Origin of the sequence: Streptomyces sp. URMC 129 (genome assembly GCF_051386415.1) — a bacterium.
Lineage (GTDB): Bacteria > Actinomycetota > Actinomycetes > Streptomycetales > Streptomycetaceae > Streptomyces.
On sequence record NZ_JBPQTQ010000001.1, the window covers coordinates 110,260 to 132,389 of the forward strand.

26 protein-coding genes, 1 tRNA gene, 1 pseudogene and 1 riboswitch are annotated in these 22,130 nt (G+C 70.4%); of the genes and pseudogenes, 19 read left to right on the forward strand and 9 right to left on the reverse strand.

Annotated features, from left to right (window positions below):
- Positions 1–46: 46 nt before the first annotated feature.
- On the reverse strand, positions 47–1,801 hold the full coding sequence (locus ACSNOC_RS00495) for a putative bifunctional diguanylate cyclase/phosphodiesterase (RefSeq protein ID WP_436745155.1): 1,755 nt from the start codon (positions 1,799–1,801) through the stop codon (positions 47–49).
- A gap of 330 nt (positions 1,802–2,131) precedes the next feature.
- Here ACSNOC_RS00495 and ACSNOC_RS00500 point away from each other — a divergent pair, with 330 nt between their 5' ends.
- The 4 genes from ACSNOC_RS00500 (at position 2,132) to ACSNOC_RS00515 (ending at position 5,161) form a co-directional block, all read left to right on the forward strand.
- Positions 2,132–3,346, forward strand: coding sequence for a M6 family metalloprotease domain-containing protein (locus tag ACSNOC_RS00500; protein WP_436745156.1), 1,215 nt, complete (start codon positions 2,132–2,134; stop codon positions 3,344–3,346).
- A gap of 34 nt (positions 3,347–3,380) precedes the next feature.
- A complete protein-coding gene (locus ACSNOC_RS00505; RefSeq protein ID WP_436745157.1) occupies positions 3,381–3,845 on the forward strand; it encodes a MarR family winged helix-turn-helix transcriptional regulator in 465 nt (154 codons plus the stop codon).
- Positions 3,846–4,121: 276 nt separating this feature from the next.
- Complete coding sequence (locus ACSNOC_RS00510) at positions 4,122–4,946, forward strand: helix-turn-helix domain-containing protein (RefSeq protein ID WP_436745158.1); 825 nt, start codon at positions 4,122–4,124, stop codon at positions 4,944–4,946.
- Positions 4,943–5,161, forward strand: coding sequence for a DUF397 domain-containing protein (locus ACSNOC_RS00515; protein WP_436745159.1), 219 nt, complete (start codon positions 4,943–4,945; stop codon positions 5,159–5,161). Before ACSNOC_RS00510 ends, ACSNOC_RS00515 begins: the two co-directional genes overlap by 4 nt.
- A 73-nt stretch (positions 5,162–5,234) precedes the next feature.
- On the opposite strand, the gene ACSNOC_RS00520 is transcribed toward ACSNOC_RS00515, so the two are convergent.
- On the reverse strand, positions 5,235–5,777 hold the full coding sequence (locus tag ACSNOC_RS00520) for a hypothetical protein (RefSeq protein WP_436745160.1): 543 nt from the start codon (positions 5,775–5,777) through the stop codon (positions 5,235–5,237).
- Positions 5,683–6,327, reverse strand: coding sequence for an rRNA adenine N-6-methyltransferase family protein (locus ACSNOC_RS00525; protein WP_436745161.1), 645 nt, complete (start codon positions 6,325–6,327; stop codon positions 5,683–5,685). Before ACSNOC_RS00525 ends, ACSNOC_RS00520 begins: the two co-directional genes overlap by 95 nt.
- 231 nt (positions 6,328–6,558) lie before the next feature.
- Here ACSNOC_RS00525 and ACSNOC_RS00530 point away from each other — a divergent pair, with 231 nt between their 5' ends.
- From ACSNOC_RS00530 to ACSNOC_RS00560, 7 genes and pseudogenes are all read left to right on the forward strand, one after another.
- Positions 6,559–6,771: a hypothetical protein gene (locus tag ACSNOC_RS00530; RefSeq protein WP_436745162.1), complete on the forward strand. Its 213-nt coding sequence runs from the start codon at positions 6,559–6,561 to the stop codon at positions 6,769–6,771.
- The gene (locus ACSNOC_RS00535) at positions 6,755–7,273 is read left to right on the forward strand and encodes a DUF6879 family protein (RefSeq protein ID WP_436745163.1); all 519 of its coding nucleotides are present in this window, start codon (positions 6,755–6,757) and stop codon (positions 7,271–7,273) included. The genes ACSNOC_RS00530 and ACSNOC_RS00535 overlap by 17 nt, the downstream gene beginning before the upstream one ends.
- Positions 7,270–8,102: pseudogene (locus ACSNOC_RS00540) on the forward strand (helix-turn-helix domain-containing protein). Before ACSNOC_RS00535 ends, ACSNOC_RS00540 begins: the two are co-directional and overlap by 4 nt.
- Positions 8,103–8,253: 151 nt before the next feature.
- Positions 8,254–8,766 (forward strand): hypothetical protein, encoded by a 513-nt coding sequence (locus ACSNOC_RS00545; protein WP_436745164.1) that lies wholly within the window; start codon positions 8,254–8,256, stop codon positions 8,764–8,766.
- A gap of 80 nt (positions 8,767–8,846) precedes the next feature.
- Positions 8,847–9,509, forward strand: coding sequence for a class I SAM-dependent DNA methyltransferase (locus ACSNOC_RS00550; RefSeq protein ID WP_436745165.1), 663 nt, complete (start codon positions 8,847–8,849; stop codon positions 9,507–9,509).
- Between the two features lie 141 nt (positions 9,510–9,650).
- Positions 9,651–10,343 carry a pentapeptide repeat-containing protein gene (locus tag ACSNOC_RS00555; RefSeq protein ID WP_436745166.1) on the forward strand — a complete coding sequence of 231 codons (693 nt, stop codon included), beginning with the start codon at positions 9,651–9,653 and terminating at the stop codon, positions 10,341–10,343.
- A 120-nt stretch (positions 10,344–10,463) separates the two neighbouring features.
- A complete protein-coding gene (locus ACSNOC_RS00560; RefSeq protein WP_436745167.1) occupies positions 10,464–10,994 on the forward strand; it encodes a DinB family protein in 531 nt (176 codons plus the stop codon).
- A gap of 13 nt (positions 10,995–11,007) precedes the next feature.
- Here the strand turns inward: ACSNOC_RS00560 and ACSNOC_RS00565 are convergent, their stop codons facing one another.
- Positions 11,008–11,793: a maleate cis-trans isomerase family protein gene (locus tag ACSNOC_RS00565; RefSeq protein WP_436745168.1), complete on the reverse strand. Its 786-nt coding sequence runs from the start codon at positions 11,791–11,793 to the stop codon at positions 11,008–11,010.
- 165 nt (positions 11,794–11,958) lie between these two features.
- Between ACSNOC_RS00565 and ehuB the strand changes: the two genes are divergently transcribed.
- From ehuB to ACSNOC_RS00590, 5 genes are all read left to right on the forward strand, one after another.
- On the forward strand, positions 11,959–12,846 hold the full coding sequence (gene ehuB / locus ACSNOC_RS00570) for an ectoine/hydroxyectoine ABC transporter substrate-binding protein EhuB (RefSeq protein ID WP_436745169.1): 888 nt from the start codon (positions 11,959–11,961) through the stop codon (positions 12,844–12,846).
- Entirely contained in the window at positions 12,843–13,604 is a 762-nt protein-coding gene (ehuC, locus tag ACSNOC_RS00575) for an ectoine/hydroxyectoine ABC transporter permease subunit EhuC (protein WP_436745187.1), read from the forward strand. The genes ehuB and ehuC overlap by 4 nt, the downstream gene beginning before the upstream one ends.
- Positions 13,601–14,254, forward strand: a complete 654-nt coding sequence (gene ehuD, locus ACSNOC_RS00580) for an ectoine/hydroxyectoine ABC transporter permease subunit EhuD (protein WP_436745170.1) — start codon at positions 13,601–13,603, stop codon at positions 14,252–14,254. The genes ehuC and ehuD overlap by 4 nt, the downstream gene beginning before the upstream one ends.
- Positions 14,238–15,050, forward strand: a complete 813-nt coding sequence (gene ehuA / locus ACSNOC_RS00585; RefSeq protein WP_436745171.1) for an ectoine/hydroxyectoine ABC transporter ATP-binding protein EhuA — start codon at positions 14,238–14,240, stop codon at positions 15,048–15,050. Before ehuD ends, ehuA begins: the two co-directional genes overlap by 17 nt.
- A gap of 97 nt (positions 15,051–15,147) precedes the next feature.
- On the forward strand, positions 15,148–15,906 hold the full coding sequence (locus ACSNOC_RS00590; RefSeq protein WP_436745172.1) for an IclR family transcriptional regulator: 759 nt from the start codon (positions 15,148–15,150) through the stop codon (positions 15,904–15,906).
- 42 nt (positions 15,907–15,948) lie between these two features.
- Here the strand turns inward: ACSNOC_RS00590 and ACSNOC_RS00595 are convergent, their stop codons facing one another.
- Both ACSNOC_RS00595 and ACSNOC_RS00600 read right to left on the reverse strand, forming a co-directional pair.
- Positions 15,949–16,266 carry an antibiotic biosynthesis monooxygenase family protein gene (locus ACSNOC_RS00595; protein ID WP_436745173.1) on the reverse strand — a complete coding sequence of 106 codons (318 nt, stop codon included), beginning with the start codon at positions 16,264–16,266 and terminating at the stop codon, positions 15,949–15,951.
- Between the two features lie 79 nt (positions 16,267–16,345).
- Positions 16,346–16,930 (reverse strand): hypothetical protein, encoded by a 585-nt coding sequence (locus tag ACSNOC_RS00600; protein WP_436745174.1) that lies wholly within the window; start codon positions 16,928–16,930, stop codon positions 16,346–16,348.
- 174 nt (positions 16,931–17,104) lie between these two features.
- A riboswitch (cobalamin riboswitch) is annotated at positions 17,105–17,230 on the forward strand.
- Between the two features lie 34 nt (positions 17,231–17,264).
- Here ACSNOC_RS00600 and ACSNOC_RS00605 point away from each other — a divergent pair.
- Positions 17,265–17,480, forward strand: a complete 216-nt coding sequence (locus ACSNOC_RS00605) for a CbtB domain-containing protein (protein ID WP_436745175.1) — start codon at positions 17,265–17,267, stop codon at positions 17,478–17,480.
- Between the two features lie 15 nt (positions 17,481–17,495).
- Positions 17,496–18,278 carry a CbtA family protein gene (locus ACSNOC_RS00610; RefSeq protein WP_436745176.1) on the forward strand — a complete coding sequence of 261 codons (783 nt, stop codon included), beginning with the start codon at positions 17,496–17,498 and terminating at the stop codon, positions 18,276–18,278.
- 231 nt (positions 18,279–18,509) lie between these two features.
- Here the strand turns inward: ACSNOC_RS00610 and ACSNOC_RS00615 are convergent, their stop codons facing one another.
- From ACSNOC_RS00615 to ACSNOC_RS00625, 3 genes are all read right to left on the reverse strand, one after another.
- The gene (locus tag ACSNOC_RS00615) at positions 18,510–18,938 is read right to left on the reverse strand and encodes an OsmC family protein (protein ID WP_436745177.1); all 429 of its coding nucleotides are present in this window, start codon (positions 18,936–18,938) and stop codon (positions 18,510–18,512) included.
- Positions 18,939–19,025: 87 nt separating this feature from the next.
- A tRNA-Leu gene (locus ACSNOC_RS00620) sits at positions 19,026–19,113 on the reverse strand.
- A 79-nt stretch (positions 19,114–19,192) separates the two neighbouring features.
- Positions 19,193–20,464 (reverse strand): DUF445 domain-containing protein, encoded by a 1,272-nt coding sequence (locus tag ACSNOC_RS00625; RefSeq protein ID WP_436745178.1) that lies wholly within the window; start codon positions 20,462–20,464, stop codon positions 19,193–19,195.
- A gap of 107 nt (positions 20,465–20,571) precedes the next feature.
- Here ACSNOC_RS00625 and ACSNOC_RS00630 point away from each other — a divergent pair, with 107 nt between their 5' ends.
- Positions 20,572–21,924: an SGNH/GDSL hydrolase family protein gene (locus ACSNOC_RS00630; RefSeq protein WP_436745188.1), complete on the forward strand. Its 1,353-nt coding sequence runs from the start codon at positions 20,572–20,574 to the stop codon at positions 21,922–21,924.
- The last annotated feature ends 206 nt before the right edge of the window (positions 21,925–22,130 follow it).

The window sequence follows — 22,130 nt, forward strand, 5'->3', positions numbered from 1 at the left end:
CGAGTGCCCTGGCGCTGCCCGCCTCCCCGCCGGTCCGTCAGGTCCGTCAGGTCCGTCCGGCGAGCAGCGCGGCCATGTGGTCGGCGGGCATCGGCCGGGCGTAGTGCCATCCCTGGCCGGTGTCGCAGCCGATGCGCCGCAGCCGTTCGGCCTGCGCCGGACCCTCGACGCACTCGGCCGTGACGGTCAGTCCGAGCTTGTGGGCGAGCTGCACCAGCGATGTGACGATCGTCTCATCGGCCGGATTGAGGTGACGGGCGGTGCGGAAGCCGCGCACGAACGTCCCGTCCAGCTTCAGCGCCCGCACCGGAAGCCGGCTCAGGTAGGCGAGGTTGGAGTACCCCGTGCCGAAGTCGTCGATCGCGATCCGCACGCCCATGTCCGACAGGTCCTGGAGCGCCTGCAACGGCCTGCCCGCCGAGCCCATCACCGCCGACTCGGTCAGCTCCAGTTGCAGCAGCCCCGACGGCAGCCCCGAGTCCCGCAGCGCGCCCGCCACATCGCTCACCAGGTCCGAGTCCCAGACCTGACGGACCGCCACGTTGACGCTGACGAACAGCGGACGCTCCGGGTGTTCGAGCTGCCAGCGCCGCGCCTGGCGGCACGCCTCCGCCAGCGCCCAGCGCCCGAGCGGCACGATCGCGCCGTTCTCCTCCGCCAGGCCGATGAAGCGGTCCGGGCCGAGCGTGCCGAACTGCGGGTGGCGCCAGCGCACCAGGGCCTCCGCGCCGCGCACGATGTCGTCCGCGAGCCCGACGATCGGCTGGTACTCCAGCGTGAACTCGCCGCGCTCCACGCCCCGGCGCAGCGTCGCGGACAGCGACTGCCGGGTCATGCGGTGGGCGTTGCGCTCGGGGTCGAACAGCGTCCAGCGGGCCTTGCCGTCCGCCTTCGCCCAGTACAGCGTCGTGTCCGCGGCCTGCATCAGCCCGGTGGCCGTCGTGCTCGCGCACTCCCGCTCCACCACGCCGATGCTGGCCGAGACCGCGAGCCGCTGCCCGCACAGGTCGAAGGGCCGCTGAAGGGCGTTGAGCATCTTCTCCGCGAGGCGGGTGAGCTGCTCGGTGCCCGTGGAGCCCTCGACCAGCACGGCGAACTCGTCGCCGCCGAGCCGCGCCACCAGGTGCCCGCCCGCGCCCGTGGCGCAGTGGGCCAGGCGCTGGGCGGCGGAGCTGAGGAGCTGGTCGCCGACGCGGTGGCCGAGGGTGTCGTTGATGGCCTTGAAGCCGTCGAGGTCGAGGTAGCAGAGCCCGATGCGTCCGGTGGCCGAGTCCGCGAGCGCGCTGGTGAGCCGTTCGAAGAACAGCGCGCGGTTCGGCAGCCGGGTGACGGGGTCGTGCATCTGGATGTGGCGCAGCCGCTCCTGGAGGTCGCGGCGCTCGCTGATGTCGAGGACGGTCAGCAGCGCCGCCGAGTCCTCGCAGCGGGTCGGCAGCACGGTCACCTCCGCCCAGAGCGTGTGCCCGTCGGCGTGCTTGAGGCGGCGCGTGCAGCGCATGCGCTCGCTGTGGCCGCGCAACACCGCGTGGTACGAGCCGCGCGTGCGGCCGTCGAGGCCGAGCCCGGTCACGGCGTCCGCGCGGACGCCGGCCAGCCGCTCGGGCGGGATGCCCAGCAGCAGCCCGAAGGCCGGGTTGGCGATCAGGATCTGTCCCGATCTGCCGACCAGCGCCATGGGCAGCTGGGCGATCTGGAAGGCGGCTCGATAGTCCGCGAGAAGCTCACTCTCCGTAAAGGCTGATGGAGTCGCATGGAGGGCGCTTCCGGGGTCATGCCCCGGTCCGTTGTGGGGTCCGTTCACCGATCGCTCCCGATGGTGCTGTCGGGCGCTCCCCTGGCTGCCCGCTTGGCGTATCCGCGCTGGAAATGTGGCGATCATAGAGGCTGCGACGTGGGCTGAGCCAGTGCCCGTCGGGCCTGTCTCGGAACCTGAAATGTGTGCTTCCGACAAATTTTCGACAAGCTGATCGTTTCTGCTCGGCGCCTGGGCCTTACCGACCGTTCCCGACTGAAGAATACGCAGGGTAATCGTATTGCCCATGACCCGGGCGGCCTACTGAAACAGGTCGTAATCCGGCATTTGCGAACAGAGTGGTGATCGGCGTTCCCGTAAGGCCGATCGGAGGTCGATGTGCGTCGTGCCCACCGCCGGCCCGCGGCCGTGCTCACCGCGCTGGCCGCCCTGCTCGGCAGCACCCTCACCGCCGGCCCGGGCGACGAGGCGATCGCGGACGAGCCGTGCAGCCTGCCGCGCTCCGCGATCCACCACTCCGAGGGCGTGGACACCTGGAACGAGGAGTACCCGCGCCCCGTCGGCGAGCTGCGGGCGGTCATGCTCTTCCTCTCCTTCCCGGACGCCGAGCCCGAGCTCACGCCGCGGCGGATCGCCGCCGACTACTTCCCCGCGACCGCCGACTACTTCCGCGCCGCCTCCTACGGACGGCTCGATCTGCGGACGCACGTGGTGTCCGAGTGGCTGAAGATGCCCAGGGATTCGCGGGACTACGGAATACGGCGCGACTGGGACGTCGCCCTGCGCTCCGCATACGTGCGCGACGCGCTCAAGGTGGTCTCGTCACGGGTCGACCTCGGCGCCTACGACGTCGTCTACCTGGTCGCCGACCCCGACGCGCCCGGGGTGGACTCCGACGCCACCAAGGTCGTCAACTTCGACAAGCCCGTCCGGATCGGGGACGACGAGATCCGACGCATCGTCACCGTCTTCGAACGCCGCGACCCCGACCGGAACGTCCTGGCACATGAGACCGGGCACGTTTTCGATCTGCCCGACCTCTACAACCGACCGGAGCGGGGATTCGGCGACTGGGACACGCACGTGGGTGACTGGGACCTCATGGGAAGCCAATTCGGGCTCGCCCCTGAGCTGTTCGGCTGGCACAAGTGGAAGCTTGGCTGGCTTCGGCCGGGGCACGTGGACTGCGTGCGCTCCCCGGGAACCACGCACCACACCCTGCAACCCCTGGGCGCCCCCCTGGATCCGGAGAGCCCCGAGTCCGACACGCGCCTGGCCGTGATCCGCACCGGCCCGGCCGAGGCCCTGGTGGCCGAGGCCCGCACCCCCATCGGCAACGACGCGACGACGTGCACACGCGGTGTGCTGCTGTACCGGGTGCGCAGCGACGTGCCGTCGGCCGAGGGCCCGATCGAAGTCCTCGACGGCCACCCGGACACCAGCGCCTGCCACGCGGCCTCGGTCAACCCCAGCCTGGCCGACGCGCCACTGGAGACGGGCGAGAGCTACTACGACGCGGACGCCGGGGTGCGGATCGAGGTGGGCGAGCGGACGGTGACGGGCGGCTGGGACATCAAGATCGTGCGGTCTTGACCTCAACCATGCTTGAACTCCTAGCGTGGCGCGCATGGACACCTACACCTATTCCCACAGCGACGCCGATCTCCCCCACCAGCCCATCGGCTACTGGAGCTGGGCGGCCCACAAGGCGGTCGTCACCCACATCCGCGCCGCCCTGGCCGAGTCCAGCCTGACGCAGCCGCGCTGGTGGGTGCTCGGCCAGTTGTCCACCGCCGGCGAAGCGGGCCGCACCAGAGAGGAGTTGTACGCGGTCCTCCACGGCTACCTGGACGTGGGCGAGGCGTTGCACGACGAGATCGACGCCCTGGCGGACGCGGGCCTGATCACCGCGCACGCCGGCCACTTCCGCCTGACGGCCGAGGGCGAGTCTGTCCGCACGAAGGCCGCCGCCGCCGTCCGGGCCGCCCTGGACCGGATCCACCGGAACGTGACCGACGAGGAGTACGTCACGACCCTGAAGGTGCTGCAACGCATGATCCAGAACGTCAACGGCGAGGCGTGGCACCACTGACGACGAGCCCGCCCGCGTCATTACGGACCGCCTCGCTCAACTCCTCGCTGCAAGCGATGAGTTCGGCGGTACTCGGCCGCCCGTCGTCCGGCGGAACCGGCGGCTGCGGGGACTCGGCTGTGGCCATGAAGATCCTCCGACGGGTGAATTGCGTACTCGTACTGTCACCGGATCAACACGCAACGGGTAGAGTCCGGTGCGGCTTGATCGGGCGATCTCAACCCCCACAGGGCGGAGGCCGCCGCACCGCCAGGCGCATCGAGGGAGGTCAGATACATGGAGGAGGATGCGCCCCCCAAGAACCTGACCCTGCTCCAGGGCTTCGGATTCGAGGTCCGTCAGGTCCGCGAGGGACGGAAGCTGACGCAGAAGCAGTTGGCCCAGGGCACCGGTTACTCGGAGGCTTATGTCAGCAAGGTGGAGGGCGGGCAGATCGTGCCCAGCGAGAAGTTCGTCCGGGGCTGCGACTTGGTCTTCGGAACGAGCGGCCTCTTCGAGCGCCTTCGGCACCGGATCGAGGAGAGCGACCACCCGGCGTGGTTCGTGCCGTACGTCCAGATGGAGCGGAAAGCATCACGGAAACTGGACTTCTCACCTAGTGTCATCTGCGGACTTCTCCAAACCGAGAGATACGCGCGCGCAATCTTCCGCGCAGCTCACCCGAGAGCGGACGCAGACATAATCGAAGCCAAAGTCGCTGCTCGGCTGCGCCGCCGCGAGATCTTCGACGCTCCCCGCTCACCGGCTCTGTGGAGCGTGCTCCACGAGGCAGCACTGCGCACGGCGGTCGGCGGACCCGATGTACTGGCAGAGCAGCTTGATTTTCTGCTGGCTGCGGTCACCCAGTGGCATGTCGACCTCCAGGTGCTGCCCTACGCCGCAGGGGCCCCGGTCGGGCTGATGCGACCGATAGCCCTGCTGTCATTCGACGATGCGCCCACCGTGCTGTTTTCGGACGGCCCTCGGGGCGGCAGGCTGTACGACCAGCCGAAGACAGTAGGAAAAGCCCAGGATGACTATGATCGGATCAGAGCACATGCGTTGTCCCCGGTCGAATCCCTTGCCTTCATCAAGTCCCTGTCGAAGGAGTACCGATCATGAACGCCGGCCTCGATCTCTCCATGGCTGAATGGGTCAAGTCGTCGTACAGCGAGGGCGACGGCGGGCTCTGCCTGGAGTTCTCCCGCAGCTTCACCCCCCTCGGTGCGATACCGATCCGCGACTCCAAGGCTCCCGCCGGTCCCGCTCTGGTCTTCCCGGCGCATGACTGGAGCGGATTCGTGACCGCTGTGAAGAGCGGGACTTTCCCGGCCTGAAGCCGATGTCCGACTCCGGGACGTACGGCGACAACGCCCCGCGCGAGGCCGTTGCCCCTGCGCGGGGCGTTGGTCAGTTCTGCGGCACGAGCCGTGCCGGTTCGTCGAGCCAGAAGTGCTGTGCGTCCGGGGTGACTGTGACACCGAACCGGTCGCGGGGCGGACATGCGTTGCTCTCGAACCAGGCCAGCGCCTTCTCCACCGTGTCCCAGAGGCGCCGGGGCCCCGCCTGAGCGACCCGGCCCCGGTCGAGGTACGCCGATGAGCCGTCGCGTGCCCACAGCCGGCATCCAGTCATCCGGCCCGACTCATCCAGTTCCAGGGCGTGTGCCGTTTCCGGCAGCGCCAACGACAGCACGAAGGCGACATCGGGGTCGCTGAGCACGGCCGGGTCGACCGTGGACTTCGTGCAGGCGGGGGACGAGGGCTCGCCCGGGTAGGGAATGCTTCCCGTGCCTCCTTCCTCCCGTACGCCCATGAAGCAGGAACCGCCGGTGAGGAAGCGGCCTTCGGCGACACCGTCACCACGGACCACGAGGCGGGCGTTCCCCCACCCGAGCGGGCAGACGATGATCCCCGCCGGACGCACCTGCGCGACCCACGAGCGCGGCAGCACGCTGAACCCACAGGTCGCGATGAGGCGGTCGTACGGCGCCCCGGCCGCATGGCCCGCCCCTGCCGTCCGCCGCGACCACGGTGGGACCGTAACCGCACGCACGCAGCCGTGCCTCCGCGAGTTCGGCAAGCAAGCGGTCCACCTCCACCGTGGTCACGTGGTCACTGCCCAGCCGCTCACTCAGCAGCGCGGCGTTGTACCCGGTCCCGGTGCCGATCTCGATCACCCGATGCCCCGCCGCCACGTCCAGGGCTTCGAGCATCCGGAGCATCAGACTCGGCTGACTGGACGAGGAGGTCGGCACGGCCTCCGTGACCTGCGTGGTCAGCGCGCGGTCCTCGTACACCGTCGCCAGGTGCCCTGGATCGCCCTCAGCGGTCTTCTCCCAGTCCCGGCCGACCTGTTGATAGAAGTGCGGAACGAAGACGTGCCGTGGCACCGCCTCCACCGCCCTCCTCCACGCGGCGGAACGGATGTGTCCCTGCTCGGAAAGTCTGCGGGCCAACGCCGCACGGAGTGCTGTCGCGGACGGGGAGTCCGGATCGGTCAAGAGAGTGCTCCTTCCAAGGTGTTGCGTGGGCCTCCGCGATCGGAAGTAGCGTGGCAGGTGGGTCGATCGGCTCAGCGTGCTCGGATCCCAGAGAGCGAGGATGCGCCGATACGATGGAGCCTTCGAATCTATGCCAAGACGGGAATAGTCTCGTTTCGGCATGGACGTGCCCAGCTGCCCCCTCTACCTTCGTCTACGAGGCCGGGAGAAAGCCGCCTTGAAGGGTTTACCATGACTGGCAAAGAGGGGCTGACGCGTCTTACCGGCAGGCTCTACGGGCCGAACTGTGACGATGACGACTGCCCCAACGTGTACGCCACGCAGCGGCATACGTTCGTTGTCCAGGGCGCCACGTTCACGGACTTCATCCCGCCCGAGGGGGAATCTCTTGTCGAGATCCCAGAGGAAGTTCTGCGGGAGGCATTCCATGCTCTCGGATGGTGAGTGGCGCGAGATTTTCGACGCATTCCGGCACGATGCATGGCGCTTCGAGGCACAGCCGACCTACAGCATGCCTCGTGAGGCTCCGAGTGTCGCGCGATTCATGCGAGGCGAGGAAAAACCTGTCGACCATAACGCCCGGTGGCATGAGAGGGTCCGGGCATACCGGAAGGCAGGAAAGCACATCGGACGCGTCCGGGTCGTGCGGCAGCCGCTCACGGATTACCAGCGGTATCAGTTCGCATGGGGCATTCCCGGCAATACCGAGGCCGGGGAAGACATCAGGGTCCTCGACGTGACGGACAACGACCACGGCCTGCCGATCACCGGGCGGGATTGGTGGATGTTTGACGATTCCAGCGTCGTTCACCTGGACTACCGGCCCGATGGAACGCAGATCGGCCGCGAGGTGTTCACAGGTGACCTTCAACCGTACCGGCGATGGAAGCAGATTGCCATCGCGGCGTCCGTACCATTTCTGGAGTACGTGAAAGAAAACAGGTGACATTTGACCCCGAACGGCTGGGGGAATCCAAGGCGAACCTGGCTGAGACACTTAGAGAGCTTCGTAAGCGAGCCGGTCTGACGGGAGACCGACTCGCCAAGCGTTGTGCCATGAGTCAGAGCAAGATCAGCAAAATCGAGACAGGGAAAGTCACCCCTTCCCTTGTGGATGTTGAACGAATCTTGCGGGCGGTGGGGGCGCCACCCGGGCTCGTAAACGAAGTAGCAGCGCTGGCCCGGATTGCCAACACCGAGTGGCAGGACAAGCGCTCATCGTGGCGCAGGGGGCTGGAGAAGCGTCAGGCGGAGTTGGCCGCGCTGGAATCCGATTCCAGAGTCTTCCGCTTCTTCCTGCCTGCGATGGTGACGGGGCTGCTCGCCACGCCCGAATATATCCGCAGCAGTCTCACGCATTCACCGGGAGACGTATCCAGGACGGTCGCCAGAAAAACGAACGGCAATCCGTTCTCTATGACGAATCCAAATCGTTCACATTCCTGCTGACGGAGCAGGCCGTCACATGGTCAATTGTCTCGCGTGCAAGCATGGCCACGCAGATCGACCGACTGGTAACCCTGTCTCACCTGCCATCCGTTCGGATAGGAGTACTGCCCGGTGGCACCCAGATTCCTCGTGGCCCCATGAACACGTTCACGGTTTATGACGACCGCCTGGCCACAGTCGAGACCTTCACGGGGCGAATCGTTTTCCAAGATTTCCGCGATGTTGCACAATATCTGGCGATATTTGCAGCGCACGAGGCTCGCGCGGCGTTCGGGGATGACGCACGGAGCTATCTGCGAGGGTGGTCATCGGCGTACCGGAAATGATCGTTTATGCCAGTACGGGAATCTCACTGGGGACATCCCATCCCGGCCTGTACCTTGGTCGAGTGTCGCCGGTACGGGTCTGCATGCAATGCCCCTGTCCGTAAACGGCGGCACGGGTAGGATACCCACCGAGGGAAGGGGAAACGCTACTATGACCGTCATGCTCGAAGTTCCGAGCAGTACGAAGCGGCGTGATCCGCTGGCGCTGCTGAACGCGGTACGTCCGCACGTGAAGGAATGCACGTACAATGTGCTGGAAAGCTCGGGGGCAGCGGGGGCGGACATCTGGGACCGCGAGATCGCGCTTCTCATGCGCGACAATGTGATGGTGCGCGACATGGCGGAACGCATCCTCGGCAACGCGGTCGCCTACCTGATCACTGCCATGGAGCACCCCGAGATTCACATCGGCGTCGGGAAGATCGTGGACATCGGCGTCCATCAGATCATTCTCGACACTCCTGTGTATTTCGCCTTCTGTCACCTCTACAACAGCGGGCGGTACAAGCACCATGCGCCGCTCATCGAGCGTAGGCGTGACGGACTGGTGGTCCGTACTGCCGACTTCATCCGCGCGAATGGCTTCGACGCGGACGAGGAACTGTGGGGGATCGACGGCACGGAGTGCTCACCGTGCGACAACAAGGTGCCCGACAGCCACTGACAGAGATGGGCACCCCCCCTCCAAGACCTCATGAGAGGCGGGGCGTTCATCGCCCTCAACGACCTTGCCGAGGAAACCCCTTGCCTGCCCAGCACAATTACGACTCCGAGCGTGAACTATGGGATGCTTACGCCGAATCGACGGCGAAGGATATTTTCGAGTCCGAGCCCGTATTCAGGTGGACGCAGTACGGTGACCATGGCCCGGGGGCGGAAATACTCGGTGAGCCTGAAAGCGTGCTGGAGATCGGGTGTGGCACTGGCCGCATGCTCGCCTATCTCGCACAGCGGGGTATCAAGGCGACCGGCGTTGACCTCTCGCCCGTCATGGTCAGGAACACATCCGAGCGTTGGGGACCGATGGGTGCGCAGTTCGTCTGCGCCGAAGTTCTCGACTACCTCAGAGGCTGCGCGCAGACTTACGACGCCATCTATTCGATCTTCGGGGCCGTGTGGTTCACCGATCCGAAGCAGCTATTCCCTCTCGTCCACGAGCGCTTGAACGCCGGCGGCGTCTTCGTCTTCTCGCAGCCTCCGGCGATCCCCGGGGCGTACGGGCCGCAGGGCATGTACAAGGGCGGGTTCGCGGGCAAAGCGTTGTACTCCTACCGGTACAGCCACACGCCGCGTGGGTGGTCAACCTTGCTGGCCAGAAGCGGATTCACGGGCATCCAGGCGACGGTCCTGGACGCTCCGACGCCCGGCCACATCGGCACCCTCATCGTGCGGGCCATGCGGAGCTGACGCGGCTGGGGCCACGGATGAACCGCGCGCCCACTCAAGGATGTTGAGCCATGCACAGGGAGCTGGAAGAGCGTCAGCGGGCTGTCGGTGCTGGAATCCGGTTCCGGAGAGATGAAATCACTCAGATTGGATGGACCTCGAATGACTCAGATCACCCGGCGAGGCGGCAGAATCGCGCCCGTCAAGATGAAGGATCCCACCGCCCCCAAGTTGTCACCCGTTTTACGGGCAGCCGAGAAGCCGCGAGATGGCTGGGAAGATGACGCCATCCTCACGGGCATTCACTACGACGGTACGGTTCTGGCGGACCTTGCCGCGGAGGCTGTCGAGGCCGAGGGGTGCCGCTTCGAGAACACTCGTTTCACCGGCACCGAGCTGCGAGGAAGCCAGATCAGTGACTCGGTGTTCGAGACCTGTGACTTCGCCCGGATGAGTGCTCAGGATGTGTCTCTGATCAGGTGCACGGTGAGCGGAAGCCGGATCACGGGCTCTTCCTGGACGTCAGGGAATTTCCGCGATGTGCGATTCGAAGGGTGCCGCAGCGATCCCGCGATGTTCCGGCATTCGAAGTTCTTCGCGGTCGTCTTCAGTGACTGCACCATGCGGGGGGCGGACTTCCAGCGTGCCTCGATGAGCAATGTGCGCTTCGAGAATTGCGACTTGTCGGGCGCTCAATTCGCGAACGCGGACATGGGCGTGGTTCGATTCGAGAACTGCACGCTCATCGACGTGGGCGGCGCCGCGAGCCTCAAGGGTGCGACCGTGCGGGGCCCGGGGTCGATGGAGCTGGCCCTGGGCCTCGCGCGGGAAGCAGGAATCGTCTTCGAGCCGTAGCCCGCGAAGTCGAGGTACCCGGGCAACCCGACCGCCCGGCCACATCGGCGCCCTCACCGTCCGGGCACACGGGGCTGATAACCGGTGTCCCCGGCGGGCGGAGTGTGGCAGGGTCGGCCGGTGAGCGATTCCCGTCGTGACCTGCTGCGCTGGCAATTCGACCTGACCTGGGGGCTGTTCGACTACCACCTGGAGCGGCTGGTGGAGGCGGACGCCCGGTGGGAGCCCGCGGCCCTGTGCTGGACGGTGCGCCGGGGGCCCGGCGGGACGTGGGTGCCGGACTGGGCGGACACCGAGCCCGAGCCGGTGCCGGTGCCCACGATCGGCTGGCTGAGCTGGCACATCGGGTGGTGGTGGGGCACGGCCGCCGACCACCTGCGCGGCCGGACGCCGCGCGAGCGGACCGAGGTCACGTGGCCGGGGACCACCACGGCCGCCGTCGCCTGGCTGCGCGCGCTCCGCTCCGACTGGCTGACCGCGCTGGAAGGACTCACGGACACCGACCTGGACGCCCCGGCCCCGTTCCCGTGGCCGGACGACTCCGGGCACACCATCGCCCACCTGGTCGGCTGGGTGAACTCCGAACTGATGAAAAACGCCGCCGAGATCGGCCAACTCCGCCTCCTGCGCACGGCGTCCAACGCCTCCTGACCCGGCAGGCGGCTCATCTCTCCTCGTCCGCCGCCACCGGGGCCGGGCCGGTGGGGCGGGCGGTGGGGTCCGTCAGGGTCTGGTACGGGCCGGTCGCCGGTACGTTCAGGGTGCGCAGCGCCGCCCACATCGTCACCTGGTTCGCGGAGATCACCGGCATCCGCAGTTCGGCCTCCAGTTGCGGGATCACGTCGTACGTGGGCAGGTTCGCGCACCCGATGAACAGCGCGTCCGGCGGGGCCGCCGCCCGGGCCACCGCGCCGCGGGCCATCGCCACCACCTCGCGGTACGGCACCCGCCATGTCTCCCGGGTCAGTCCCAGGTGTCCGCGCCCGCACACCGCCACCCCGGCCTCGCGCAGACAGTTCTCCAGCGCGTCCGTCACCGACTGCGTGAACGGCGTGATCACCGCGATCCGCCCCGCGCCCAGCTCCTCCAGGGCGGCCAGCAGCGCGCCCGGCGTCGTCACCGCCGGGGTCCCGGCGGCCCGGCCCATCGCCGCGGCCAGGGCCCGTTCGCCCGCGACGCCGCCCGCGACGGCCCGCGCGAGGCTGCCCGAGGTGCAGACGTACGCCACCACCTCCGGACCGATCGCACCGAGCGCCCGCACCGCCGCGCGCACCGCCGCGCGCTCGCCGTCCGGGCCGGTGCCGCCGGGGACGGACGGCGTCCGTGTCACGTGCAGGGATATGCCGGCGGGCGCCCAGCGCCACAGCTCGCGGTCGAGCGCGAAGTCGAAGGGGGCGACGACCCCCACGCCGCGCTGCGGCAGCGGACCGCCGAGAAAGGAACCGTCCATCTCTGACCCCGATTCGCCGGAGCGGAACCCGCGGAGTGCGTTGAGGAAGGGATAACAGCCCCGCGTTGCCAGCCGGTTTCCCCCAAATGTCCGAAGCCCGCCCGTCCGTCCTGGGCCGCGGGGCAGATACGCATGCGTGCGGGAAGACCGGGTAGGGGCGCGGCCATGGCTTCCTCACGAAGAGCGACAGGCCCCGGTCGCCGCTCGCTGCTCGCGGCCGGCGCCGCCGCCCTCGGCGCGCTCACGGCGGCGGGCTGCGCGCGGGTGCCGGCCGACGGCGACGTGGCGGGCGGTGACCTGCTGGCGCGGCTGCGCGAGAGCGGCCGGGTGAAGATCGGGATCGCCAACGAGCCGCCCTTCGGCTACATCGACGACGACGGCGAGCCGACCGGCGAGGCCCCCGAGGTGGCCAAGGTGATCTTCCGGCGCCTCGGCGTCGCGGACGTGACGCCGGTGCCCGTCGAGTTCAGCGCCCTGATCCCGGGGCTCAAGGCCCGGCAGTTCGACGTCGTCTCCGCCGGGATGTACATCAACCCGACCCGCTGCGCGCAGGTGCTCTTCTCCGACCCGGACTATCTGATGCCCGACGCGTTCGTCGTCCCGGCCGGGAACCCCGAGGGGCTGCGCGACTACGCGGACGTCAGGGAGAAGGACCTGACCCTGGCCACCGGCCAGGCGTACGCGCAGATCGACTACGCCCGCGCCGCCGGGGTCGGCGACCTGCTGATCCTGCCGGACCAGGTGGCCGGGCTCGAAGCCGTCGCGCAGGGCCGGGCCGCCGCGTTCGCCGGGACCAGCGTCACCGTCAAGAGCGTCGTCGAGGGATCGGGGCAGGTCGAGGCGACCGAGCCGTTCCAGCCGGTCGTGGACGGCGAACCGGCTTACGGCGCGGGCGGGTTCGCGTTCCGCCGGACCGAGCGGACCCTGCGCGACGCGTTCAACGACGAGTTGCTCCGGCTGAAGGACAGCGGCGAACTCCTGGAGATCGTGGAGCCGTTCGGCTTCAGCGAGGCGGAGATGACGGACCTCACCGCCGAGGAGCTGTGCCGATGATGACCCGGGGCATGGCCGAGAGCTACTTCCTGCCCGGCGTGTGGGTCACCGTCCAGGTGACGCTGTACAGCGCGGCGCTGGCCGTCGTGGTCGCGTTCGCCGTCGGCACCCTGCGGACCTCGCGGCTGTGGGTGCTGCGCTTCCTGTCCGGCTGCTACTTCGAGCTGTTCCGGGGCATGTCGTCGCTGGTCCTGATGTTCTGGATGGTCTTCTCGCTGCCGCTGCTCCTGCGCTGGCAGCTCGTGCCGATGTTCGCCGGGGTGCTGGCGCTCGGCCTGACGTACGGCGCCTACGGCTCCGAGGTGGTGCGCGGCGCCCTGGCGGCCGTGCCCGCCGCCCAGCGCGAGGCGGGGGTCGCGCTGGGCTTCACCCGCCTCCAGCGGCTGCGGCGGATCGAGATCCCGCAGGCGTGGCCGGAGATGGTACCGCCGTTCAACAACCTGCTGATCGAGCTGCTGAAGGGCACCGCGCTGGTCTCCACGATCACCGTGGCCGACATGACCTACGCGGGAAACCTGGTCCGCCTCGGCAGCAGCGAGAGCGCGCCCGTCTACACGCTGCTGCTCGTGCTCTACTTCGTCCTCGCGTTCGTCCTCACCCGGGGGATGCGGGTGCTGGAGCGGCACGCCAAGTCCCGTACGGGGCAGGCGCCGCCGCGCCGCGCGCGCGGCCGGTGGGCGCGGCTCGCGCCGCGCGAGCCGGTGGCCCCGGCCGGCGCGGCGGGCGCGACCGGCACGGCGGCCGGGGGTGCGCCGTGAGCTGGGACTGGGCGGTCGTCGACGCCTTCCTGCCGCGCTTCTGGGACGGGCTGCTGGTCACCCTCCAGGCGCTGGCGCTCGGCAGCCTGATCGCGTTCGGCCTCGGCCTGGGGTGGGCCCTCGCACAGCGGTCCCGCTTCGCCGCCGTGCGCTGGCCGGTGAACGCGTTCACCGAGTTCGTCCGCGACACGCCGCTGCTGGTGCAGCTCTTCTTCCTCTACTACGTGGTGCCCGAGTGGGGCCCGTCGATGTCGGCCCTCACCACCGGCATCGTGGGCCTCGGCCTGCACTACTCGACGTACACCGCCGAGGTGTACCGCGCCGGGATCGACGGCGTCCCGGCCGGGCAGTGGGAGGCGGCCACCGCGCTGAGCCTGCCGCGTCACCGCACGTGGCTGGCGGTGATCCTGCCCCAGGCCGTCCGCCGGGTGGTCCCGGCGCTGGGGAACTACGTCATCGCCATGCTGAAGGACTCCCCGATGATCGCGGTCGTCGGGGCCCTCGACATGTTCGGGGAGGCCAGGGGCTTCAGCGACGCGACGTTCACCACCGAGGCGTACACCGTCGTCGGCGTCGCCTTCGTCGTCATCGCCTACCCCGCCTCCCTGCTGATCCGAGCCCTGGAGCGCCGCCTTGCCGTCACCCGCTGAGCACAGCAGCACCACAGCCGCCACCACCTCCGGCGAACTGATCCGCTTCCACCAGGTCACCAAGCGCTTCGGCGACGTGACCGTCCTCGACCGGCTGGACTTCTCCGTGGCCCGGGGGAAGCACGTGACCCTCATCGGCCCCTCGGGGTCGGGGAAGACGACCATCCTGCGGCTGCTGATGACCCTGGTGCGGCCGGACGAGGGCACGATCAGCGTGGACGGGGACTGCCTCACCCACGAACGGCGGCGCGACGGCACGCTGATCAGGGCCGGTGAGCGGCACGTCCGCCGGGTCCGCCGGAAGATCGGCATGGTGTTCCAGCAGTTCAACCTCTTCCCCACCATGAAGGTGCTGCGGAACGTCACCGAGGCGCCCGTCCACGTCCTCGGACTGTCGCGCGACGAGGCCGAGGAACGTGCCCGCGAGCTCATCGAGATGGTCGGCCTGACCGATCATCTCGACAAGTACCCCAGCCAGTTGTCCGGCGGCCAGCAGCAACGCGTCGCCATCGCGCGGGCGCTGGCCATGCGGCCACAGGTGCTGCTGCTGGACGAGGTGACCTCGGCGCTCGACCCGGAGCTGGTCGCGGGCGTGCTCGACGTGCTGCGCGATGTCGCCCGTTCGACGGACATCACGATGCTCGTGGTCACCCATGAGATGTCCTTCGCCCGGGACATCTCGGACGCGGTCCTGATGTTCGACCAGGGCCGGATCGTGGAATCCGGCCCTCCGGACAAGATCTTCAGCGCGCCGGAGCACGATCGCACCCGGGAGTTCCTGAGCACCGTGCTGTGAGCACGGCCGCCTGCCGGCTCCGGCGGTCGCTACGCTGGTTCCCATTCGCTCCCCCGCGAGGACGCGGCCACAGTACGCAGGCAGGCAGGAGGACGACGTGGGCACCACGTCCGGGCGGACCGCCCCCTTCCGCTCCGTGCGCCACGCCCTGCGGGTGCTGGAGATCATCGCCGGACACCCCGACGGTCTGCGCGACGACGAGCTGGCGCGCGCGGCGGCCCTGCCTCCGGGTCAACTCGCCCATCTGCTGCGGATGCTGCGCCGCGAGGGATACGTCCGCCAGCTGGCCGACGGCGCCTACGCCGCCGGGCACGCCCTGGTGCTGCTCGGCTCCGCCGCCGACCGGCGGCGGCTGCGGCAGGAGAAGCTCCAGCAGGCCCTGGACGCGCTGCGCGACTCGCTCAACGCGGCGGTCTACCTGGCCCGTTACGCGGACGGCGAGCTGGAGGTGACGCTCACCTCGGACGCCCCGCAGACGCCGATGGTCAACGAGTGGGTGGACTTCCGGGCCGCCGCGCACGCCACCGCGATCGGCAAGTGCCTGCTCAGCCAGCTCGACCACGACGGCCGCCAGGACCACCTCTCCCGCCACCGCGCCGCACGCCTCACCTCACGGACCATCACCGACCAGCGGGTGCTGCTCAGCGCCCTGGACCGCCAGCCGGCGACCATGCCGGTGCTGGACCTGCAGGAGTACGCGGTGGGCACGCTGTGCGCGGCGGTCCCGCTGACGGCGGGGTCCACGGCCGGATGTCTGGCCCTGTCCCTGCCGATCGACCAGGGGCACCGGCTGCGGGTGGCGGCCGAGGCGCTCAACCGGCAGGCGGCACCCACCCTGTTGTCGCTCGCGCTCTGAGCGCGCCCCCGCACGGCGCCCCCGCTCACCGGGAACGGGCGCTCAGCTCTCCTTCGGGCCCGCCTGCTGAATGACCTCGAACGACCAGAGCGTCGACCCCGACGCGGCCGGCCGCCGGCCCTCGCCCCCGCCGCCGTGGCCCTGCCGCATGGTCTCGTTGAGCCACTTCTGGAAGTCCTCCTCGCTGCGCCAGCGGGTGTACACCAGGTAGGTGTCGGTCCCCTCGACGGGCCGCAGCAGTTCGAACCACTCGAACCCGTCCTGCCCCTCGACGGCCCCGGCCCGCTGCGCGAACCGCTTCTCCAGGACCTCCCGCTGCTCCTCGGGGACGGTCAGCACGTTGATCTTGACGACACTCATCGGGCACCTCTCTGACGGAACCGGCGTCGTTCCCAGCAGTCTCCTACATCCCCCGCCGTGACACGTCGCGAGGCCGCCACTACTCGACCACCCACACGCTGGTGCCGACGTCGGCGAAGTCCCACAGCGCGTCGCCGTCCTCGGCGCTCGACCGTATGCCGCCGGTCTGCACGCCCGGCTCCGGCGGGCTCGGTGACGCGCCGTCCACCGCGTTGGAGAACGCGACGGAAGTCCCGGCCACCACCGCGAAGTAGACGATGTTCTCGATCGGCGCCCCGTCCGTGCCGGTGCTCTCCGCGCGGCGGAACGAGACCGCGTACGTCCCGGCCCCCGGGGACACCGTGCCCGGCCAGACCGGGAAGGTGCGGGCCACCGTGTTGCCGGCGTCGACCAGCCACACCCGCTCCTGGCCCAGCGAGTAGACGACGCGCCGCCCGTCGCCCGAGTCCCCGGGCAGGGGCGCCTCCCGCTCGTCGCCGGGCGAGGGGCTGCCGGGAGCGGGCGCGTCCGCCGACGGCGACGCGGACGGCTCCCGCGCGCCCGGCGCCGGGCCGGCCGGGTAGCCGTCGTCCCGCGCCTGCACCGCCATCGCCGTGACGATCACCAGTGCCCCGGCCGTGAGCAGGGCCATCCACAACGACGGGGAGACCCGGCGGTCGCGCATGTCTGCGGTCTCCTCACCTGAAGGAATCGGCGCACCTCAGCAGTGTAGGCAGCTTCGGGCATGCCGCGCTCCGGAGCCCGAACGCCCTTGCCCCGACCGTACGGTGACAGGAACTGCGGTCGAGCGCGTTGACAGGGGTATGCCAAGCCTGCCACGCTCACAGAGCACTTCACATTTTCACACTGAGGCGACGGTATGCAGGAACCCGGTGCGATTCCGGGACGGTCCCGCCACTGTGACGCCGCCGGCCGGCAGGCCGGCGCGCGAAGTCAGGAACTGATCCGTCGCTCTCTCCGCACCATGGGGCGTGGAAACCCCAGGAGGAGGAATTCGGATGTCTCCGCACACCGCCGGAACGACCGCGGCCCCCGCCGCCGACGCCACGCGCCGGACCCGGGACTGGACCATCGCCGCGTTCGCCGCCGTCATCGCTCTGCTCGCTCTCTGGGCCGTCTTCTTCGACAACGGTCAGGCCGTGGCCGCGACCGGCGAGTACCTCCACGAGTTCTCGCACGACGGCCGGCACCTGTTCGGCGCTCCCTGCCACTGAGAGGGATCACCGGACATGCTTCCCCTGCTCACCCGCGGCATCGCCGCGGGCGGTCTCGGCGGCCTGCTCTCGGGCCTGTTCTCGCTGCTGCTGGCCGGTCCCGTGCTGGACCGCGCCATCCGTCTGGAAGAGGAGCACGGCGCGGAGCACGCGGGAGCCGCACAGGCCCACGCGCACGCCGCCGAGGAGGTCTTCGGGCGCGGCACCCAGCACGTCGGCCTGGTCGTGACCGCCGTGGTCATGGGCCTGGCCCTCGGTGTCTTCTTCGGCATCGTCCACGCGGTGCTGTACCGGGTGCCGGACCCGGCGGCCGACTGGCAGCGGGCCGTCACGCTGGCCGCGGCGGGCTTCGTGGCCCTGTCGCTGCTGCCCGGCCTGCGCTACCCCGCCCGCCCACCGGGCGTCGGGGACGGCGATACCGTCGAGGAACGCCAACTCGCCTGGGTGGCCGCCATGGTGATCGGCGTCCTCGGCACCGCGCTGGCCTGGCACCTGTACCGCCGCCTGGCCGACCGGCTCCAGCCGGTGCGTCAATTCGCCGTCGCCGGAACGCTCGTGGCCACCCTGGCCGCCCTGTTCCTGCTCCCCGGCAATCCCGACCCGGTGGAGGTCCCCGCCGAACTCCTGTGGGACTTCCGGCTGTTGTCCCTGACCGGCCACGGCCTGCTCTGGGCCGGACTGGCCGTCGCCTTCTGGCTGTTCAGCCGCGCGGCGGCGACGGCCACGGCAGCGGCCACCACCACGGCCGGAACGCCCGGCGTGACGGCCCCCGCCCCGGCGGAGACCGTCGGCCACTAGCGTCGCGCCGACCAGGGCCTCTCGTCCGGATCTTCGCGGGGCCACGGCGACTCCCCCAGCCGTGGGGGCACTCCCGGACGGAGTCCGGGAGTGCCCCTTCCGGCCATGACCGAAGGCGGTGCCCAGCCCCTTGGGTGCGCCCTTGGGTGCCGACGCGGCGTGGCTGCCGCCCCGCCCTCGGAGGCGTCCCCGAAGGGGAGCGACGGCCGCCCGGCGCCGCCGCGCCACGCCTCAGTCCAGCAGCTCGGCCTCCAGGGAGATCGGCGCGCCGGCCAGTGCCTTGCTGACCGGGCAGTTCTCCTTGGCGGCCTGGGCCGCGGACCGGAAGTCCTCGGCCGAGATCCCCGGCACCCGGGCCTTGACGCTCAGCACGATGCCGGTGATGCCCTGCCCCGGCTGGAACGTGACGCTCGCCTGCGTCCGCACCGACTCCGGAGGCGTGCCGGCGCCGGCCAGCCCGTGGGAGAGCGCCATCGAGAAGCACGACGAGTGCGCCGCGGCGATGAGCTCCTCGGGGCTGGTCCGCCCGTTGGGCTCCTCGGCCCGGGACGGCCAGGTGACGTCGAACTTCCCGACCCCCGAGGAATCCAGGGACACGGTCCCGGCGCCCTCCATGAGGGAGCCTTCCCAGTTCGTCGTCGCGATGCGGGTGGTTGCCATGGTCGATCCTCCTGGAGGAACGGAACAGCGGTCACGTACGTGAGGCACGTACGAAGGACACGCTATCGCCGCGCACCCGCGCCGGCGTGGTGCGGCCGGAGGGACTCGAACCCTCACGCGCGCGAGGCGCACTGGGACCTAAACCCAGCATGACTGCCAATTCCATCACGGCCGCAGACCATTCCCATGCTAGCGGGCAGGTCACGCGGCCCACACAGGGGTGAACGCGCCCGCGCCCGGCGCCTGGCCGCCCGTCAACCCCCTGCGGCCCGGGTGGCGGCGTGGATCACCAGGCCGGCCAGGGAGCCGATGATCGTGCCGTTCAGACGGATGAATTGCAGGTCGCGGCCGATGTGGAGCTCGATCTTGCGGGACGTGGTGCGGGCGTCCCAGGAGGCGACCGTGTCCGTGATCAGGGACGTGATCTCGGCACGGTAGCCGGACACGACGTGGATCGTGGCGTCCGTCACCCAGCCGTCCAGCTTGGCGCGGAGGCGTTCGTCGGAGGCCAGTCGGCCGCCCAGGGTGAGGATCGCGTCCCGGGCGCGGCGGCGCAGGGCGCTGTGCTCGTCCTCGGCCGCGTCGAGGACCATCGCGCGGAGGTTGGCCCAGGCGGAGGCGATCAGCTCCTGGACCTCCGGCCGCGCCAGGAAGTCGGACTTCGCACGCTCCACCTTGGCCCGGGTGGCCGGGTCGTGCTGGAGCTGGCGGGCGAAGTCCGTCAGGAAACGGTCCAGGGCGCCGCGCGCCGGGTGGTGGGGGGCGTCGCGCATCTCGGTGACGAAGCGCACCAGTTCGCGGTGGACGCGCTCGCCCACCTTGCGGTCCACGAAGCGCGGGGTCCAGCCGGGGGCGCCGCCCTGGACGGCGGTGAGGACGGCGTCGCGGTGCTTGACCAGCCAGTCGTGGCTCTGGGCGCACACCAGGTCGACGAAGCGGCGGTGGCCGTCGTCCGCGACGGTCCGCTCCAGCAGCCGGCCGAGCACCGGGGACAGCTCCTGGGCGTCGGCGCGGCGGGTGATGGCCTCGCCGATCACGGCCTGGACGTCGGCGTCGCGCAGCACGGTGAGGCCGCCGCGCACGGCCGAGGCCAGCTCGGCGGTGACGCGGTCGGCGTGGGCCGGCCGGGAGAGCCAGTCGCCCAGCCGCCGGGCGACGCCGACGGAGGCGAGCTTGTCGCGGACGACGTGCTCGGCCAGGAAGTTGTCCCCGACGAAGTCCCCGAGGGACTGGCCGAGTTGGTCCTTCTTGGTGGGGATGATCGCGGTGTGCGGGATGGGCAGTCCCAGGGGCCGCCGGAAGAGGGCGGTGACGGCGAACCAGTCCGCGAGCGCGCCGACCATCCCGGCCTCCGCGCCGGCCGCCAGGTAACCGGCCCAGGCCCCGGCGCCGCGGTGCTCGGCCCAGGTGGCGAGGGCGTAGACGACGGCGACGACGACGAGCAGCGCGGTGGCCACGGTCTTCATCCGCCGCAGCCCGCGCACCTTCGCGGCGTCGGCCTCCGTCAAGGCGTTGGGGTCCGTCACCCTTGCATTGTCGCCGTTGACGCGGCCCGCGTGCGGCCCGGGCCCGCGCTGGGCCGACCGAGTGAGCCGCGTTGATCCGATCGTGGGATCATGAGGCGGTGGGAGTGGTGAACCAGCGGCGGGCCTTCGCCCTGCTCGCGGGGCTGACGGCCGTCCTGCTGGGGCTGCTCGTCGCGCTGGGAACGGGGCAGGACGGGCGGCGGGATCCGGCCTCGCCGCCGGCCGCGCCCGAGCCGACCGCACCCGCCCCGGCGGCGGGATCCGGCGGCGAGGAGGAGACCGTGGTGCCGGCCGCCGACGGCGAGTGGGTGGGCACCTGGTCCGCGGCCCCGACCGGCTCCGAGCCCGGCACCCGCGACGGCCTGGCGGGCCGCTCGATCCGCAACGTGGTCCGCGCCTCCGCCGGGGGCACCAGCACCCGCGTGGAGCTGTCCAACCGCTACGGCACCCGGCCCGTCACGTTCACCCACGTCACGGTCGCCCTGGCCGCGCCCGGCGGCGGCCCGGAGGCGCGCGCGGACAGCATGCGCGACGTGACGTTCGGCGAGCACGCCACCGTGACGATCCCGGCCGGCGAGTCGGTGGTCAGCGATCCGGTGGACCTGGCGGTGGCCGCGGGCGACGACGTGCTGGTGACGGTGTACGCGCCGGACCCGTCCGGCCCGGTCACCCACCACCGCGTGGCGCGGCAGCCGGTCTACGTCGCGGACGGCGACCTGGCGGGCGTCAGGAGCGGCGCGCCGTTCCGCGAGGACGGCGAGTCGTGGCGCTACGTCACCGCCGTCCACGTGCTCAGCCCGGACACCGACGGCGCGGTCGTCGTCCTCGGCGACTCCCTCACCGACGGCGTCACCTCGACCCCGGGCGCCAACCGCCGCTGGACGGACGTCCTCGCCCGCCGCCTGCGCGAGGACCCCCGCGCCCCGGACCTGGCCGTGCTCAACGAGGGAATCAGCGGCAACCGGCTGCTGCGCGACGGCGCCCCCGACCGCGAGTTCAACGGCGCGAGCGGCCTGCGCCGCCTCGCCACCGACGTGCTGCCGCAGGCCGGGGTGCGCACGGTCGTGGTCCAGCTCGGCATCAACGACATCATCCTCCAGCCCCGCAAGGCCGACGCCGGGGTGATCCTCACCGGACTGCGGCTGCTGGCGGACCAGGCGCGCGCCGAGGGACTGCGCGTGGTGGGCGCCACGCTCGCGCCGTTCGGCGGCCACGGCGCGTACACCGAGGAGCTGGAACGGGTCCGGCAGCAGGTGAACGCCGCGATCCGGGCCGGCGGCGTCTTCGACGCGGTCGTCGACTTCGACGCCGCGCTGCGCGACCCGGCACTCCCCCAGCGGCTGCTGCCGCGCTTCGACTCCGGCGACGGGCTGCACCCCAACGACGCCGGTTACGCGGCCATGGCCGCGGCCGTCGCCCCGGCCGGCCTGCTGGGCGGCGGCGCGCAACCCACCCTGTGAACGGCCCCGCGAACCGCCCCGAACGGGTGAGCCCGGCGGCCGTCCGGGGGACCGGCGGACCGGACGGCGTGACGCACGGTGCCAGAGTGCTTCCAGCAAGCATGTGAACGTACCGCGAGTGACGGAGCCGTGACGCGGGCCATGAGCGACGACAGCGACCGACCGGGCGGCGGCGGGGGCCTCGGACAGCGGGACGTTCTCGCGGT